Consider the following 16,365-nt stretch of genomic DNA (forward strand, 5'->3'; position numbering starts at 1 on the left):
GGGCAAGCCCGCTCCCACAGGGGACAGTGGTGTCTGTTATGAATTTACTTCCCGCCACTGCCCGCAACGCTTTCGCCGCCACGGGTCAGGTAATAGGCGCCGAGAATCGGCAGCATGGTCACCATCATCACCAGCATCGCGACGACGTTGGTCACCGGCACGTCCCGTGGGCGGCTGAGCTGGTTAAGCAGCCACAGCGGCAGGGTGCGTTCATGGCCGGCGGTGAAGGTGGTGACGATGATTTCGTCGAACGACAGCGCAAACGCGAGCATGCCGCCGGCCAGCAACGCCGAGCCAAGGTTCGGCAGGACGATGTAGCGGAAGGTCTGCCAGCCGTCGGCGCCGAGGTCCATCGAGGCTTCGATCAAACTGTGCGACGTACGGCGCAAACGGGCGATGACGTTGTTGTAGACAATCACCACACAGAAGGTCGCGTGACCGACGATGATGGTGAACATCCCCGGCTCGATGCCCAGCGTCTTGAAGGTTGCCAGCAAGGCGATCCCGGTGATGATCCCCGGCAACGCAATCGGCAGGATCAGCATCAGCGAGATGCCTTGCTTGCCGAAGAAATCCCGCCGGTACAACGCCGCCGACGCCAACGTGCCGAGAACCAGCGCAATCAACGTCGCGACGGAGGCAATCTGCAGCGACAGCTTGATCGCTTCCAGGACGTCGGGCCGCGAGAAGGCCACGCCAATCCACTTCAGGGTGAAGCCCTTCGGCGGAAAACTGAACGCCGCGTCTTCGGTGTTGAAGGCGTACAGGAAGATGATCAGGATCGGGAAGTGCAAAAACACCAACCCGCCCCAAGCTGCGATTTTCAGCCCGATAGACGCTTTTTCAGAGTGCATCGAAGGCCCCCAGTCGTTTGACGATGGACAGGTAAATGGCGATCAGCACGATCGGCACCAGCGTGAACGCTGCGGCCATCGGCATGTTGCCGATCGCACCTTGCTGGGCGTACACCATGCTGCCGACGAAGTAGCCCGGTGGGCCCACCAGTTGCGGGACGATGAAATCGCCCAGGGTCAGCGAAAACGTGAAGATCGAACCGGCAGCGATGCCCGGAATCGACAGCGGCAACGTCACCTGCATGAAGGTCTGGCGCGGCTTGGCGCCGAGGTCGGCAGAGGCTTGCAGAAGCGATGGCGGCAGGCGCTCAAGCGACGCCTGGATCGGCAGGATCATGAACGGCAGCCAGATGTAGACGAACACCATGAAGCGCCCCAGGTGCGAGGTCGACAAGGTACTGCCACCGACACCCGGAATACCCAGCACGAACTGCAGCACCGGCTCCAGCCCCAGGTGCTGAACGAACCACTGCGCCACGCCGCCCTTGGCCAGCAGCAGCGTCCAGGCATAGGCCTTGACGATGTAACTGGCCCACATCGGCATCATCACCGCGATGTAGAAAAACGCCTTGGTCTTGCCGGTGGTGTAGCGCGCCATGTAGTAGGCGATCGGAAATGCGACGATGGCGCTGGCGATCGACACGGCCACGGCCATGCTCAAGGTGCGCAGGATGATGTCGAAGTTCGACGGCTGGAACAGCGCGGCGAAGTTCGCCAGCGTCAGGTCCGGCGTGACCGCCATGGTGAAGTCGTCGAAGGTGTAGAAGCCTTGCCACAGCAGCACCAGCAGCGAACCTAAGTAGATCGCGCCGAACCACAGCAGCGGCGGCACCAGCAGCAGCGACAGGTAAAAGTTCGGTCGGCGATACAGCAGGTTGGCGAACCTGCGCAGCGGCGAGCCGCCCGCCGGGGTATGAGGGATAGCCACGCTGGTCATCTCACACCCCGCCGACAGTATTGTCGTGCAGCGGGATCATGGCTTCCCGTGCCCAGCGTGCGCTGATGCGTTGCCCGGTCTGATGTTGCGCGCTGACGTCCAGCCACTGCACGTTGGCCTGGCTGATGTTCAGGGTCTGGCCGTTTTCCAGTTTCACTTCATAGCGCGTGGCGCTGCCTTGGTACTGGATGTCGTGGAGCAGACCGCTGACTTCGATCTCGTGACTGGCCAGCGGACCTTCGGCAAAACGCACGTGTTCCGGGCGAATCGAAAACGGCTGTGGATTGCCGCTCAGCTGCTTCGCCAGATCGCCGCGAATCACGTTGGAGGTGCCGACGAATTCAGCGACGAAGGTGGTCGCCGGTTTCATGTAGAGATTGCGCGGCGTGTCGACCTGTTCGATACGCCCCTTGTTGAATACCGCGACGCGGTCGGACATCGACAGCGCTTCGGTCTGGTCATGGGTGACGAAGATGAAGGTGATGCCGAGTTGACGTTGCAGCTTCTTCAGCTCGCTTTGCATTTGCTCGCGCAGCTTCAGGTCCAGCGCCCCGAGTGGTTCATCGAGCAGCAATACGCGTGGGCGATTGACCAAGGCGCGGGCGAGGGCCACACGCTGGCGCTGACCGCCGGACAGTTGCACCGGTTTGCGCTCGCCATAGCCGCCGAGGGCAACCATGTCGAGGGCTTCTTCGGCGCGCTTGTTGCGCTCGGTCTTGCCGACGCCTTTGACTTTCAAACCGTAGGCGACGTTGTCGAGGACGTTCATGTGCGGGAACAACGCGTAATCCTGGAACACGGTGTTGACGTCACGCTGGTACGGCGGCAGCCCGGCGGCTTCCTCGCCGTGAATTCGGATGGAGCCTGCGCTCGGTTGTTCGAAACCGGCGATCAGGCGCAGGCAGGTGGTTTTGCCCGAGCCGGAAGGGCCCAGCATAGAGAAAAACTCGCCGTCCTGGATGTCGATGGAAACCCGGTCAACGGCTTTGACTTCGCCGAACTGACGGGAAACGTTGGTGAACTGGACTGCAAGCGTCATGGTGCGGTGCTCCAAAAAGGCGAGGGCCGTCGCAGCGGCCCTGCCTGGACTTCTGACTTCAGTGATGATCGTTCCCACGCTCTGCGTGGGAATGCAGCCCGTGACGCTCTGCGTCACCTCTGCCACGAATGGACGCGGAGCGTCCGTTGATGCATTCCCACGCGGAGCGTGGGAATGATCGGTCGTGCGTGGCTGGGTTATCTGCCACCCATGATCGCGATGTAATCCTGGGTCCAGCGGCTGTACGGCACGAACTTGCCGCCTTCGGCCTGCGGGGTTTTCCAGAAGGCGATCTTCTCGAACTGGTCAAAACCGTTGGTCTTGCAGCCCTCGGCACCCAACAACTCGCTTTCCTTGCACCCTGCAGGAACCGCCGGCAGCGAACCGAACCATGCCGCCAGGTCACCCTGGACTTTCGGTTGCAGCGACCAGTCCATCCACTTGTAGGCACAGTTCGGGTGCTTGGCTTCGGCGTGCAACATGGTGGTGTCGGCCCAACCCGTTGCACCTTCTTTTGGAATAACCGAGGCAACCGGCTGCTTGTCCGCCACCAGGCCGTTGACCATGTAACCCCAAGTGCTGGACGCCGCCACGCCTTCGTTTTTGACGTCACTCATCTGGACCGTTGCGTCATGCCAGTAGCGGTGGATCAAGGGCTGTTGCTTGCGAAGCAGGTCCAGTACCGCTTTGTATTGCGTTTCGTTGAGCTGGTACGGGTCTTTGATCCCCAGTTCCGGCTGTTTCGCTTTGAGATAGAGCGCCGCATCGGCGATGTAGATCGGGCCGTCGTATGCCTGGACCCGGCCCTTGTTGGACTTGCCGTCCGGCAGGGTTTGCTCTTCGAACACCACACTCCAGCTGTCCGGCGCTGTTTTGAAGATATTGGTGTTGTACATCAACACGTTCGGCCCCCACTGATACGGGGTGCCGTAGGTCTGATTGTTGACCACGTACCACGGCGCATCTTTCAGGCGCGGGTCGAGGCTTTTCCAGTTCGGGATCAACGCGGTGTTGATCGGTTGCACGCGCTTGCCGACGATCAACCGCAATGAGGCATCGCCCGACGCTGTCACCAAGTCGTAACCGCCCTTGGACATCAGGCTGACCATCTCATCGGAAGTCGCCGCAGTTTTCACATTGACCTTGCAGCCGGTTTCCTTCTCGAAACCGGTCACCCAATCGTAAGCCTTGTCGCTTTCACCACGTTCGATGTAGCCGGGCCACGCCACGATATCCAACTGACCTTCGCCGGCGCCGACAGCTTTCAGCGGCTCGGCGGCCTGGATACTGGCACTGGCGAGCAATGCAGTGGTGATTGCACTGAGCAGTGCGGTCTTGTGCACGAACATGGGGGTTCCCTCTTCTTTAATTATGGTCGGGGCAGTTGTGAACGTGGTGAAGCATGCCGCTGGCGGCTTGTTATTAGCGTAGTCAGAGATGCTGTCCGTGGCGGGCCATGATGTGCCGCACCACGCTGTAGTCCTGAAGCGAATCGCTGGATAAGTCTTTGCCGTAGCCCGAACGCTTCAGTCCGCCGTGGGGCATTTCGCTGACCAGCATGAAATGGCTGTTGATCCAGGTGCAGCCATACTGCAAGCGCGCCGCGACCTGCATGGCTTTGTCGAGGTTCTGGGTCCAGACCGACGAGGCGAGGCCGTACTCCGAGTCGTTGGCCCAGTCCACCGCTTGTTCGAGTTGATCGAAACGGGTCACGGTGACCACCGGCCCGAACACTTCGCGCTGGACGATCTCATCGCTCTGCTTGCAACCGGCCAGCAAGGTCGGCTGGTAATAGAAGCCGGCGCCGGAGTGCACCGCCGCACCGGTCACCCGTTCGATGTGCGGCTGGCCAAGGGCGCGTTCGACGAAACTGGCCACGCGATCGCGCTGGCGGGTGCTGATCAGCGGGCCGATTTCGTTGTCGGCGTCGCGCTTGCCAGCGAAGCGCAGGCTGCTGACCGCCGCGCCGAGTTCGGCCACCAGGCGGTCGTGAATCCCGGCTTGTGCATAAATCCGGCAGGCGGCGGTGCAATCCTGGCCGGCGTTGTAATAGCCGTAGGTGCGCACGCCTTCGACCACGGCTTGAATGTCCGCGTCATTGCAAACGATCACCGGGGCCTTGCCGCCGAGTTCGAGGTGCGTGCGTTTCAGGGTTTTCGCCGCGGCCTGGAGGATTTTTTGCCCGGTGACGATATCGCCGGTCAGCGAGACCATGCGCACTTTCGGGTGACTGACCAAGTGGCTGCCGACGCCTTCGCCGCCACCGCAGACGATGTTGATCACACCGCGCGGCAGAATCTCGGCCAGCGCCGGTGCCAAGGCCAGGATCGACAGCGGCGTGTGTTCCGACGGCTTGAACACCAGGGTGTTGCCGGCGGCCAGGGCCGGGGCGATTTTCCAGGCGGCCATCATGATCGGGTAGTTCCACGGCGCAATCGATGCCACCACACCAATCGGATCGCGACGAACCATGCTGGTGTAACCCGGCAGGTATTCGCCGCTGAGCTGGCCGGTCTGGCAGCGCACGGCACCGGCGAAGAAGCGGAAGACGTCGACCGTCGCGCTCAAATCGTCCTGACGGGCCAGGTGCAACGGCTTGCCGCAGTTCAGCGATTCAAGGCGGGCGAGGAGGTCGGCGTTTTTTTCGATGGCGTTGGCGATGTCCAGCAACAGGTTCGAACGTTGCTGCGGCGTGGTCCGTGACCAACTGGCAAAGGCACGATGGGCCGCCAGAATGGCGGCTTCGACTTGCTCGGTGCTGGCTTCGGCAATGTGCGTCAGCACTTCACCAGTGGCCGGGTTGAGGATCGGTTCGACAAAACCCTGGCCCGCGACCAATTCGCCATCGATCAACAACGCGGTGAACAACGGGGTCTGCGCGCCAGCCATTTTTCGGGTTCTCTTTTCTTGTGTGGCCATGCTGCTCCCTGTGACTGGGGCCCGGCCGTCTTATATAGATACAACAAGACTAGTGCGCCGGTCCGAGGTCGACAAATACTAAATACTGAAGGTGGCATTCGATTAAATAGATGGCTTGCGTCCGCCGTGCGGTTGCTCTCGGGCGACGGTCAGGAACGGGTCCACCAACGCCGGGCGCGCGGTGCCACGACGCCAGGCCAGGCCGACGTCAAGGGTCTGGCTGAGGTCGGCAATCGGCCGGGCTTCGATGATGTCGCCTTCCAATGACCACGGGCGGTAGGTCATGTCAGGCTGGATCGACACGCCCAAACCTGCTGCCACCAGGCTTCGCACCGCTTCCGTCGAGGCGGTTCGCAAGGTGATGCGCGGTTGCAGCGACGCCGCCGACCACATGCGCTGGGCGTTGCGGTCCATCTCATCGACGTTCAGCTGAATAAGCGGCTCGCGGGCCACATCGGCCAGGTTGATGCTGTCGTGCTCCAGCAAGGGATGCTGGGCCGGCAGCCACAGTCGATGCGGCGAATGGGTCAAGACTTCAGTCTGCAAGGCGTGACGGTCTTCCAGGTTGGAGAGGATCAGCACGCCGACATCGATTTCGCCGCTGACCAGCAAATGTTCGATGTACGGCCGCTCGTCTTCCATCACGCGGATTTCGACGTTGGGGTAGGCGCGCTGGAAGCGGGTCAGCAAATCCGCCAGGTAGTAACCGGCGACCAGGCTGGTCACGCCGATGATCAACTGCCCGGCCACCTGGTCGGTGCTCTGCTGGAGGCTGCGTTTGGCATTGTCCACGGTGGCCAGAATCAAGTGCGCCTGACGCAGGAACTGATGGCCCTGGTGCGTCAGCGTCATGCCCTTGGCGTGGCGATTGAACAGGCCGACGCCGATTTCCTGCTCCAGTTGCTGGATCGCCAGGGTCAATGTCGACTGTGAAATGAACGCGGTTTGCGCGGCGGCGGAAATCGAGCCGGTCTCGGCCACGGCGATGAAGTGACGGATCTGACGCAAGGTCATCATGGGGCAGTACCGGTAGTCGGTTTTATAGATTTACTCGAGTGTATATCTATTTTTCTGAAGTGCTGCAGTCGGCCCCATGAAGCTGCGCAACATCTCGAAGCACTCTCACGCCCGGAGACCGGGCACTTTCGATCTAGGCTGGAGGCCTTAAGGTCGGTTACACCCATTTCGTGGAGGCAACAAATGAACACCCGTGGATTGCTCGATCAACTACTCAAGTCCGGTCAGGACATGTTGCAGAACAAGGCGGGCGGCTCGCAGAACAAGTCTTCCGGGGGCGGGCTCGGTGGATTGCTCGGTGGCAGCGCTGGCTCGGGTGGCCTTGGCAGCCTGCTCTCGGGCGCGGGCGGCGGTGCATTGGCAGCCGGCGCCATGGGCCTGCTATTGGGCAGCAAGAAGGGCCGCAACGTCGGCGGCAAGGTCCTGACTTACGGCGGCCTCGCCGCATTAGGCGTGATTGCCTACAAGGCTTACGGCAACTGGCAGGCCCAGCAAGGCACTGCGCCGACGGGCGAACCGCAAACGGTCGATCGCGTGCCCGCAGCGCAAGTCGAACAACACAGCCAGGCCATTCTCAAGGCCCTGGTGGCCGCCGCCAAGGCTGATGGTCATGTCGATGAGCGCGAACGTGCGTTGATTGAAGGCGAGTTCACCAAGCTCGACAACGATCAGGAACTGCAGCACTGGCTGCATGCAGAACTCAACAAGCCGCTTGACCCGACCGATGTGGCGCGCGCCGCCAGCACACCGGAAATGGCCGCTGAAATGTACATCGCCAGCGTGATGCTGGTGGACGAGGAGAATTTCATGGAGAAATCCTACCTCGATGAACTGGCGCGCCAGCTCAAGCTTGAGCCGGGGTTGAAGGCGGAGCTGGAGAAGCAGGTGCGTCAGGCTTCTTTGTAACCCTTCAGGCCGCCTTCGCGAGCAAGCCCGCTCCCACATCCAATCTCCAGTGAGCACAGAATCTGTGTACGACGCTGATCAAATGTGGGAGCGGGCTTGCTCGCGAAGGCATTTCCAGCCCCGCCACAGCCCTCAATGACCCAACTCCGGCTATTTCTGCCAGAGATGAAAAATGCTGCACAACCCTTGATAGATGCATCCCCACCCTCGGCTATACTCCGCAGCATTTGATCGGCCCCGAGGAATGACTGTGAAAAACTGGACGTTGCGCCAACGGATCCTGGCGAGCTTTGCAGTAATTATCGCCATCATGTTGCTGATGGTCGTCGTCTCTTATTCGCGGCTGTTGAAAATCGAAGAAAGCGAAGCCAGCGTTCGTGAAGATGCGCTTCCGGGGTTGTTTTACAGCTCGATGATTCGCGGTGCCTGGTCTGACAGTTATCTGCGGATACAGGCCATGCTTGGCCTTGAAGAAGGTCAGGGCTTCAACACCAAGGATGCCTCGGATTTCAATGCCTATGCCGCGCGTCTGCAAGAGCAGATGGAATTCTATCGCCAGACAATCGCCGACGATGATGACAGGATCGAGTACGCCGCGTTCCAGAAATTCCATGAGCAATACCACCGGATTCTGAATGACGTGATCGAGCTGCATAAGCGCAACCAGGATGCCGATGCCATCAAGATGTTCAACGAAGACTTGACGCCGGCCTGGACGGCCGGCCGAATGAAGCTCAATGACATCCTGCTTCATAACAAGGCCGTGGCCGACAAGGATATTGCAGCCATTGACGACGCCGTCGTCACCGCCAAAGCCATCATGGGCATTTCCCTGCTGGTCGCGGTACTGGCCGCCGGCCTCTGCGGTTTGCTGTTGATGCGCGCGATCATGGCACCGATGAACCGCATCGTGCAGATCCTCGAAATCATGCGCACCGGCGACCTCAGCGGCCGTCTGAACCTGGAGCGCAAGGACGAATTCGGCGCCGTGGAAACCGGCTTCAACGACATGATGACCGAGCTGACGTCCCTGGTGTCGCAGGCCCAGCGCTCCTCGGTGCAGGTCACTACCTCGGTCACCGAAATCGCCGCCACCTCCAAGCAACAACAGGCGACCGCCACCGAAACCGCCGCCACCACCACTGAGATCGGCGCGACGTCCCGTGAAATCGCCGCCACCTCCCGTGACCTGGTGCGCACCATGACCGAAGTTTCCACTGCTGCCGATCAGGCCTCGGTGGCCGCCGGGTCCGGGCAGCAGGGACTGGCGCGGATGGAAGAGACCATGCACTCGGTGATGGGCGCGGCGGATCTGGTGAACGCCAAACTGGCGATCCTCAACGAGAAGGCCGGCAACATCAATCAAGTGGTGGTGACCATCGTCAAAGTCGCCGACCAGACCAACCTGCTGTCGCTGAACGCAGCGATCGAGGCCGAGAAGGCCGGTGAATACGGTCGCGGGTTTGCCGTGGTCGCCACCGAAGTGCGCCGTCTGGCGGACCAGACCGCTGTCGCCACCTACGACATCGAGCAGATGGTGCGCGAGATCCAGTCGGCGGTGTCGGCCGGGGTCATGGGCATGGACAAGTTCTCCGAAGAAGTGCGCCGCGGCATGTCCGAGGTGCAGCAAGTCGGCGAGCAGCTGTCGCAGATCATCCACCAGGTACAGGCGCTGGCGCCGCGGGTGTTGATGGTCAACGAAGGCATGCAGGCCCAGGCCACCGGTGCCGAGCAGATCAATCACGCGCTGGTGCAGTTGGGCGACGCCAGCAGCCAGACGGTCGAGTCTCTGCGCCAGGCCAGTTTTGCCATCGACGAACTGAGCCAGGTGGCCGTCGGGCTGCGTAGCGGCGTTTCGCGATTCAAAGTCTGATGAGCGAACTCACGGCCAAACGCACCGCCGTGAAACCGGCGGCGCAATCGTTGTTCCTGGTGTTCCGTATCGGCAGCGAGCGCTATGCCTTGCAGGCGATCGAGGTGGCGGAAGTGTTGCCGCGCCTGCCGTTGAAACCCATCCCGCGTGCGCCCGGCTGGGTCGCCGGGGTGTTCGGCTATCGCGGCGCGGTGGTGCCGGTGATCGACCTCAGCGCGCTGACCTTCGGCCAACCGGCGCAAGCCCGGACCAGCACACGATTGGTGCTGGTCAATTACCGCCCGGATCAAACCGCGCCGGCGCAACTGCTCGGGCTGATTCTGGAGCAGGCGACCGATACCTTGCGCTGCAACCCGGCGGACTTCCAGCCCTATGGCCTGGACAACCGCGAGGCGCCGTACCTGGGGCCGGTGCGTGAGGATGCCCAAGGGCTGTTGCAATGGGTGCGGGTCGCCGACTTGCTCGACGATCAGGTCCGCGCGCTGCTGTTTCCATCGCCGCCCATGGACCTGGCGTTGCTTGAGGAGCGGCCATGAGCAGCGACCAGCGTTTTTTCGATTTCCTCAAAGAGCGCATCGGCCTCGATGTGACCTCGGTCGGCCCGGCGATCATCGAGCGTGCCGTGCGCCAGCGCAGCACCGCGTCCAAGGCACTGACGGCCGATGACTATTGGCACACCTTGCAGGGTTCGCACGACGAGCAACAAGCGCTGATTGAAGCGGTGATCGTTCCCGAGACCTGGTTTTTCCGTTACCCGGAATCCTTCGCCACGCTGGCGAAACTGGCCACCAAACGGTTGGCCGAGATCAACCACATGCGCGCGCTGCGGATTCTCAGCCTGCCGTGTTCCACCGGCGAAGAACCGTATTCCATCGCCATGGCCCTGCTCGATGCGGGGCTCAAGCCGCATCAATTCAAGGTCGACGGGATGGACGTCAGCCCGCTGTCGGTGGAAAAAGCCCGGCGCGCGCTGTACGGCAAGAATTCGTTTCGTGGCCAGGACATCGACTTTCGCGAGCGGCATTTCACCGCAGAAAGCGACGGCTATCGCCTCAGTGGACGCGTGCTCGAACAGGTGCGTTTGCAGGTCGGTAATCTGCTCGATCCGGCGTTGCTGGCTGGCGAGCCGCCTTACGATTTCGTGTTCTGCCGCAACCTGCTGATCTATTTCGATCAGCCGACCCAGCAACAAGTCTTCGAAGTGCTCAAGCGCCTGACCCATGTCGACGGCGTGCTGTTTATCGGCCCGGCCGAGGGCAGTTTGCTGGGGCGTTTTGGCATGCGCTCGATCGGCATCCCGCAGTCTTTTGCCTTCAGCCGTCAGAGCCTGGCGGAGCCTGAACCGCTGCCAGTCTTCGTTGCGACCCCGTTGCCCGTGCGCCAGCCGGTGCGCAACGTGGCCCCGCCGCCGGTGCGCAGTCGCCCGTTTGCAACGGTTGCACCGCTGCCCGTCACCCCGAAAACTTCGGACGCCGCGACATTGCTGGCCAACATCGCCGCCCTCGCCAACGAAGGCAAAAGTGCCGAAGCCCGCGCTGCGTGCGAACGCTATTTACGCAGCCACGAACCGGTGGCTCAGGTGTTCTATTGGCTGGGGCTGCTCAGCGATGTGGCCGGCAGTGCGCTTGAAGCCCAGGGTTTTTACCGCAAGGCGTTGTACCTCGAACCGCAACATCCCGACGCGTTGATGCACCTGGCCGCCTTGCTGCAATCCCAGGGCGACACGGCGGGAGCCAGGCGCTTGCAGGCCCGCGCCGCCCGCAGCGAGCGCGCCGCTGACAGTGAGCGTAAACGATGAACGCCGCCGACACTTTTAGCCTCACCCATGATGATGCCGAGGCCATCGACGACTGCTGGAACCGCATCGGTATCCACGGCGACAAGTCCTGCCCGCTGCTGATCGAGCATATCCATTGCCGCAATTGCGCGGTGTATTCGGCCGCCGCCACGCGTTTGCTCGACCGCTACGCGTTGCAGCAGGAAGACCGCGGGCAAGTGTCCACCGTGGCCGAGAGCGAGGTGAAAACCCGCTCGCTGTTGATGTTCCGTCTCGGCGAAGAATGGCTGGGCCTGGCGACTCGCAGTCTGGTGGAAGTGGCGCCGTTGCAGGCGATTCACTCCTTGCCTCATCAACGGTCCCGGGCCTTGCTCGGGGTGGCGAATGTGCGCGGCGCCCTGGTGGCGTGCCTTTCTTTGGTTGAGTTGCTCGGGCTTGATGGCGTCAGCAGCGTGGCGTCCGGCGCGCGGGTCAAGCCGAGGATGCTGATCATTGCGGCCCATGGCGGCCCGGTGGTGGTGCCGGTGGACGAAGTGGACGGGATTCATGCCATCGACGAGCACATCCTCGAGGCCGCCTCGCGGTCGGGCACTCAGGCCAGCGCCAAGTACACCCGTGGCGTATTGCCGTTCAAAGGTCGCAGCCTGCGCTGGCTGGATGAAGAACAGTTGCTGTCCGCCGTGACCCGGAGCCTTACATGACCCCTGAGCAAATGCGCGACGCCTCTTTGCTGGAGCTGTTCAGCCTGGAAGCCGAGGCTCAGACCCAGGTGCTGAGCGCGGGTCTGCTGGCGCTTGAGCGCGATCCGACCCAGGCCGACCACCTCGAATCGTGCATGCGCGCGGCGCACTCGCTCAAGGGCGCGGCGCGGATCGTCGGGGTCGATGCCGGGGTCAGCGTGGCCCATGTGATGGAGGATTGCCTGGTCAGTGCCCAGGAAGGGCGCCTGTACCTGCGACCCGAGCACATAGACGCGTTGTTGCAAGGCACCGATCTGCTGATGCGCATTGCCACGCCGAACAACAATCCCGTGACAGCGGACATCGAGGCCTACGTGGCCCTGATGGCGCGGTTACTCGATCCCTTGGCGCTGGCCGCGCCGATCAGTACGCCGATCGCACCCTTCATGTCCGCGCCCGAGCCCGAGGCGCCCGCACCCGTTGTTGAAGTGCCAACACCGATTGCCGAGCCGAGCAAGACCAAGCGCACCACCGAAAACGGTGAACGCGTGTTGCGGGTCACCGCCGAGCGATTGAACAGCCTGCTCGACCTGTCGAGTAAATCCCTGGTGGAAACCCTGCGGCTCAAGCCGCACCTGGCCACCATGCAGCGCCTCAAACGCATGCAGAACAACGGCCTGCGGGCGCTGGAAAACCTCAACGTCCACCTCAAGGATCATGCCTTGAGCCTGGAAGCCCAGGAAGCCCTCGAGGACGCCCGCCGGTTGCTGGCGGAATCTCAGCAACTGCTGGTGGAAAAAAACGCCGAGCTGGATGAGTTCGCCTGGCAGGCCAGTCAACGGGCGCAGGTGCTGTACGACACGGCGCTGGCCTGTCGCATGCGGCCGTTTGCCGATGTGTTGACCGGGCAAGTGCGAATGGTCCGCGACCTCGGCCGCAGTCTTGGCAAGCAAGTGCGGCTGGAGATCGAGGGCGAAAAGACCCAGGTCGATCGCGATGTGCTGGAAAAACTCGAGGCGCCGCTGACGCACCTGCTGCGCAATGCCGTCGACCATGGCATCGAATCCCCGGAGCAACGGCTGCTGGCTGGCAAGCCGGCTGAAGGGCTGATTCGCCTGCGCGCCTCGCATCAGGCGGGGTTGCTGGTGCTGGAATTGAGCGATGACGGCCATGGCGTCGACCTGGAAAAGGTCCGCCGCAGCATCATCGAGCGCCAATTGTCGCCGACCGAGACCGCCGCGCAGTTGAGCGAAGAGGAACTGCTGACCTTCCTGTTCCTGCCGGGCTTCAGCCTGCGGGACACGGTCACCGAAGTCTCCGGGCGCGGCGTCGGCCTGGACGCGGTTCAGCACATGGTCCGCCAAGTGCGCGGCGCGGTGGTGCTGGAGCAGACGGCGGGCGAGGGCAGTCGCTTCCATCTCGAAGTGCCGCTGACCCTGTCGGTGGTGCGCAGCCTGGTGGTGGAAGTCGGTGACGAGGCCTATGCCTTCCCGCTGGCGCACATCGAACGCATGTGCGACCTGGAGTCGGCGGACATCGTTCAGGTCGAAGGTCGCCAGCATTTCTGGTACGAAGGCCGGCATGTCGGGCTGGTGGCGGCCAGTCAACTGTTGCAGCGCCCGGCGAGCCAAAACAGCCCGCAAACCCTCAAAGTCGTGGTGATCCGCGAGCGCGAGGCGATCTACGGCGTGGCGGTCGAGCGTTTCATTGGCGAGCGCACGCTGGTGGTATTGCCGCTGGATGAGCGTCTGGGCAAGGTGCAGGACATTTCCGCCGGGGCGTTGCTCGATGATGGCTCGGTGGTGCTGATCGTCGACGTCGAAGACATGCTGCGTTCGGTGGACAAACTGCTCAATACCGGGCGTCTGGAGCGGATAGCCCGCCACAGCAATCAGGTCGTGGAAGCCGCGCGCAAGCGGATCCTGGTGGTCGACGATTCCCTGACCGTGCGCGAGTTGCAGCGCAAGCTGTTGCTCAACCGCGGCTACGACGTCGCGGTCGCGGTGGACGGCATGGATGGCTGGAACGCCCTGCGTTCGGAGGATTTTGATCTGCTGATCACCGATATCGACATGCCGCGCATGGACGGCATCGAACTGGTGTCTTTATTGCGCCGAGACAATCGATTGCTATCGCTACCGGTTATGGTGGTGTCCTACAAGGATCGGGAAGAGGACCGTCGTCGTGGACTGGACGCCGGAGCCGACTATTATCTAGCCAAAGCCAGTTTTCATGACGACGCCCTGCTCGATGCAGTGGTTGAGCTCATCGGAGGAGCGCGGGCATGAAAATCGCAATCGTCAACGACATGCCCATGGCCGTAGAGGCCCTGCGCCGCGCTTTGGCCTTCGAGCCGGCGCACGAAGTGGTCTGGGTCGCCAGCAACGGCGCCGAGGCGGTGCAACGTTGCGCCGAATTCACCCCGGACCTGATCCTGATGGACTTGATCATGCCGGTGATGGACGGCGTCGAGGCGACCCGGCGGATCATGGCCGAGACCCCGTGCGCCATTGTCATCGTCACCGTCGACCGACAGCAGAATGTGCACCGGGTGTTCGAGGCCATGGGCCATGGCGCGCTGGACGTGGTCGATACGCCGGCGCTCGGTGCCGGCAATGCGCAGGAAGCGGCCGCGCCGTTACTGCGCAAAATCATCAACATCGGTTGGCTGATCGGTGACCGTGGCAATCGCGAGCGCTCGGCACCGGCGCCGCTGCGCAGTTCGGGTTCGCGCCAGCGCCTGGTGGCCATCGGATCGTCCGCTGGCGGCCCGGCAGCGCTTGAAATACTGCTCAAAGGTCTGCCGCGGGATTTTTCGGCGGCGATCGTGCTGGTGCAACACGTCGATCAGGTGTTCGCCGCAGGCATGGCCGAATGGCTGAGCAGTGCCAGCGGCCTGAATGTTCGCCTGGCTCAGGAAGGCGAGCCACCGCAAAGCGGCACAGTCCTGCTGGCCGGCACCAACCACCATATCCGTTTGTTGAAAAACGGCACGCTGGCCTACACCGCCGAACCGGTCAACGAGATCTATCGGCCGTCGATCGACGTATTTTTCGAAAGCGTGGCCCATTACTGGAGCGGTGACGCCGTGGGTGTTTTGCTCACCGGCATGGGGCGCGATGGCGCACAGGGGCTTAAACTCATGCGCCAACAAGGTTACCTGACCATCGCTCAGGATCAGAACAGCAGCGCTGTGTACGGAATGCCCAAAGCGGCAGCGGCCGTCGACGCTGCCGTCGAAATTCGACCACTGGACAAGATAGCGCCACGATTGCTGGAGATATTCCCCAAATGATCAATTTTCACAGCAATCCTGGCCCAAGTAGTACTCAGGTGACTGCACATGAATGACTTACAGATCGACGGCTTCAAAACCGACGAAAACGCCGCGATGGTGTTATTGGTGGACGATCAGGCGATGATCGGCGAGGCCGTGCGACGAGGGCTGTCGAACGAAGACAATATCGACTTCCATTTCTGCGCCGATCCGCATCAGGCGATCGCCCAGGCGATCCGCATCAAGCCGACGGTGATTCTTCAGGATTTGGTGATGCCCGGTCTCGACGGTTTGACGCTGGTGCGCGAGTACCGCAATCACCCGGCGACCAAGGACATTCCGATCATCGTCCTGTCGACCAAGGAAGACCCGCTGATCAAGAGCGCGGCGTTCGCGGCCGGGGCCAACGATTACCTGGTGAAACTGCCGGACAACATCGAACTGGTGGCGCGCATCCGCTATCACTCGCGCTCTTACATGACCTTGCTGCAACGTGACGCGGCGTACCGGGCGTTGCGGGTCAGCCAGCAGCAGTTGCTCGACACCAACCTGGTGCTGCAACGCTTGATGAACTCCGACGGCCTGACGGGGCTATCCAACCGCCGGCATTTCGATGAGTACCTGGAACTGGAGTGGCGACGTTCACTGCGTGACCAGAGTCAATTGTCGTTGCTGATGATCGATGTCGACTACTTCAAGTCGTACAACGACAGCTTCGGCCACCTCGAAGGCGATGAAGCCTTGCGCAAAGTGGCCACGGCCATCCGTGACGCCAGCGCCCGGCCTTCCGACCTGCCGGCCCGTTATGGCGGCGAAGAATTCGCCCTGGTGCTGCCCAATACATCGCTGGGCGGTGCCCGGCTGGTGGCGGAAAAACTGCGCCAGACCGTGGCGGCGCTGAAGATCCCGCACATTTTCCCGGTAGAAGGTTCGATCCTGACCATTAGTATCGGCTTGTCGACCATGACCCCTCAACCGGGCGCCGATTGCCGTCAACTGATCTCGGCGGCAGACAAAGGGCTGTACCTGGCGAAGAACAGTGGGCGCAATCAGGTCGGTATCGAGTAGGAGCGAGCTTGCTCGCGA

Annotated in this window: 14 protein-coding genes; 8 read left to right on the plus strand and 6 right to left on the minus strand. The window is 62.1% G+C overall.

Annotation, left to right across the window (positions count from 1 at the left end; translation table 11 throughout):
• Positions 1–44: 44 nt before the first annotated feature.
• The 6 genes from ACA057_RS05700 to ACA057_RS05725 form a co-directional block, all read right to left on the minus strand.
• A complete protein-coding gene (locus ACA057_RS05700; protein WP_497346616.1) occupies positions 45–854 on the minus strand; it encodes an ABC transporter permease in 810 nt (269 codons plus the stop codon).
• Positions 844–1,791, minus strand: a complete 948-nt coding sequence (locus ACA057_RS05705; protein WP_497346618.1) for an ABC transporter permease — start codon at positions 1,789–1,791, stop codon at positions 844–846. Before ACA057_RS05705 ends, ACA057_RS05700 begins: the two co-directional genes overlap by 11 nt.
• A 1-nt stretch (position 1,792) precedes the next feature.
• Positions 1,793–2,830, minus strand: coding sequence for an ABC transporter ATP-binding protein (locus ACA057_RS05710; RefSeq protein WP_497346620.1), 1,038 nt, complete (start codon positions 2,828–2,830; stop codon positions 1,793–1,795).
• Between the two features lie 197 nt (positions 2,831–3,027).
• Positions 3,028–4,179 carry a putative ABC transporter substrate-binding protein YdcS gene (gene ydcS, locus ACA057_RS05715; RefSeq protein ID WP_497346622.1) on the minus strand — a complete coding sequence of 384 codons (1,152 nt, stop codon included), beginning with the start codon at positions 4,177–4,179 and terminating at the stop codon, positions 3,028–3,030.
• Positions 4,180–4,261: 82 nt separating this feature from the next.
• Positions 4,262–5,719, minus strand: coding sequence for a gamma-aminobutyraldehyde dehydrogenase (locus ACA057_RS05720; RefSeq protein ID WP_497349821.1), 1,458 nt, complete (start codon positions 5,717–5,719; stop codon positions 4,262–4,264).
• A gap of 132 nt (positions 5,720–5,851) precedes the next feature.
• The gene (locus ACA057_RS05725; RefSeq protein WP_008072897.1) at positions 5,852–6,766 is read right to left on the minus strand and encodes a LysR family transcriptional regulator; all 915 of its coding nucleotides are present in this window, start codon (positions 6,764–6,766) and stop codon (positions 5,852–5,854) included.
• A gap of 183 nt (positions 6,767–6,949) precedes the next feature.
• Here ACA057_RS05725 and ACA057_RS05730 point away from each other — a divergent pair, with 183 nt between their 5' ends.
• The 8 genes from ACA057_RS05730 to ACA057_RS05765 all read left to right on the plus strand — a co-directional run bounded on the left by ACA057_RS05730 (position 6,950) and on the right by ACA057_RS05765 (position 16,347).
• Entirely contained in the window at positions 6,950–7,672 is a 723-nt protein-coding gene (locus ACA057_RS05730; protein WP_497346625.1) for a tellurite resistance TerB family protein, read from the plus strand.
• Between the two features lie 250 nt (positions 7,673–7,922).
• Positions 7,923–9,545 (plus strand): methyl-accepting chemotaxis protein, encoded by a 1,623-nt coding sequence (locus ACA057_RS05735; protein ID WP_497346627.1) that lies wholly within the window; start codon positions 7,923–7,925, stop codon positions 9,543–9,545.
• A complete protein-coding gene (locus ACA057_RS05740; protein WP_497346629.1) occupies positions 9,545–10,081 on the plus strand; it encodes a chemotaxis protein CheW in 537 nt (178 codons plus the stop codon). The genes ACA057_RS05735 and ACA057_RS05740 overlap by 1 nt, the downstream gene beginning before the upstream one ends.
• The gene (locus ACA057_RS05745) at positions 10,078–11,343 is read left to right on the plus strand and encodes a CheR family methyltransferase (RefSeq protein WP_497346631.1); all 1,266 of its coding nucleotides are present in this window, start codon (positions 10,078–10,080) and stop codon (positions 11,341–11,343) included. The genes ACA057_RS05740 and ACA057_RS05745 overlap by 4 nt, the downstream gene beginning before the upstream one ends.
• Entirely contained in the window at positions 11,340–12,023 is a 684-nt protein-coding gene (locus ACA057_RS05750) for a chemotaxis protein CheW (protein ID WP_497346633.1), read from the plus strand. Before ACA057_RS05745 ends, ACA057_RS05750 begins: the two co-directional genes overlap by 4 nt.
• The gene (locus ACA057_RS05755) at positions 12,020–14,290 is read left to right on the plus strand and encodes a hybrid sensor histidine kinase/response regulator (protein ID WP_497346635.1); all 2,271 of its coding nucleotides are present in this window, start codon (positions 12,020–12,022) and stop codon (positions 14,288–14,290) included. Before ACA057_RS05750 ends, ACA057_RS05755 begins: the two co-directional genes overlap by 4 nt.
• Positions 14,287–15,297 carry a chemotaxis response regulator protein-glutamate methylesterase gene (locus ACA057_RS05760; RefSeq protein ID WP_497346637.1) on the plus strand — a complete coding sequence of 337 codons (1,011 nt, stop codon included), beginning with the start codon at positions 14,287–14,289 and terminating at the stop codon, positions 15,295–15,297. Before ACA057_RS05755 ends, ACA057_RS05760 begins: the two co-directional genes overlap by 4 nt.
• Before the next feature lie 48 nt (positions 15,298–15,345).
• A complete protein-coding gene (locus ACA057_RS05765; RefSeq protein ID WP_497346639.1) occupies positions 15,346–16,347 on the plus strand; it encodes a diguanylate cyclase domain-containing protein in 1,002 nt (333 codons plus the stop codon).
• Positions 16,348–16,365: the final 18 nt, after the last annotated feature.

It is taken from the genome of Pseudomonas sp. LBUM1661 (genome assembly GCF_059695925.1).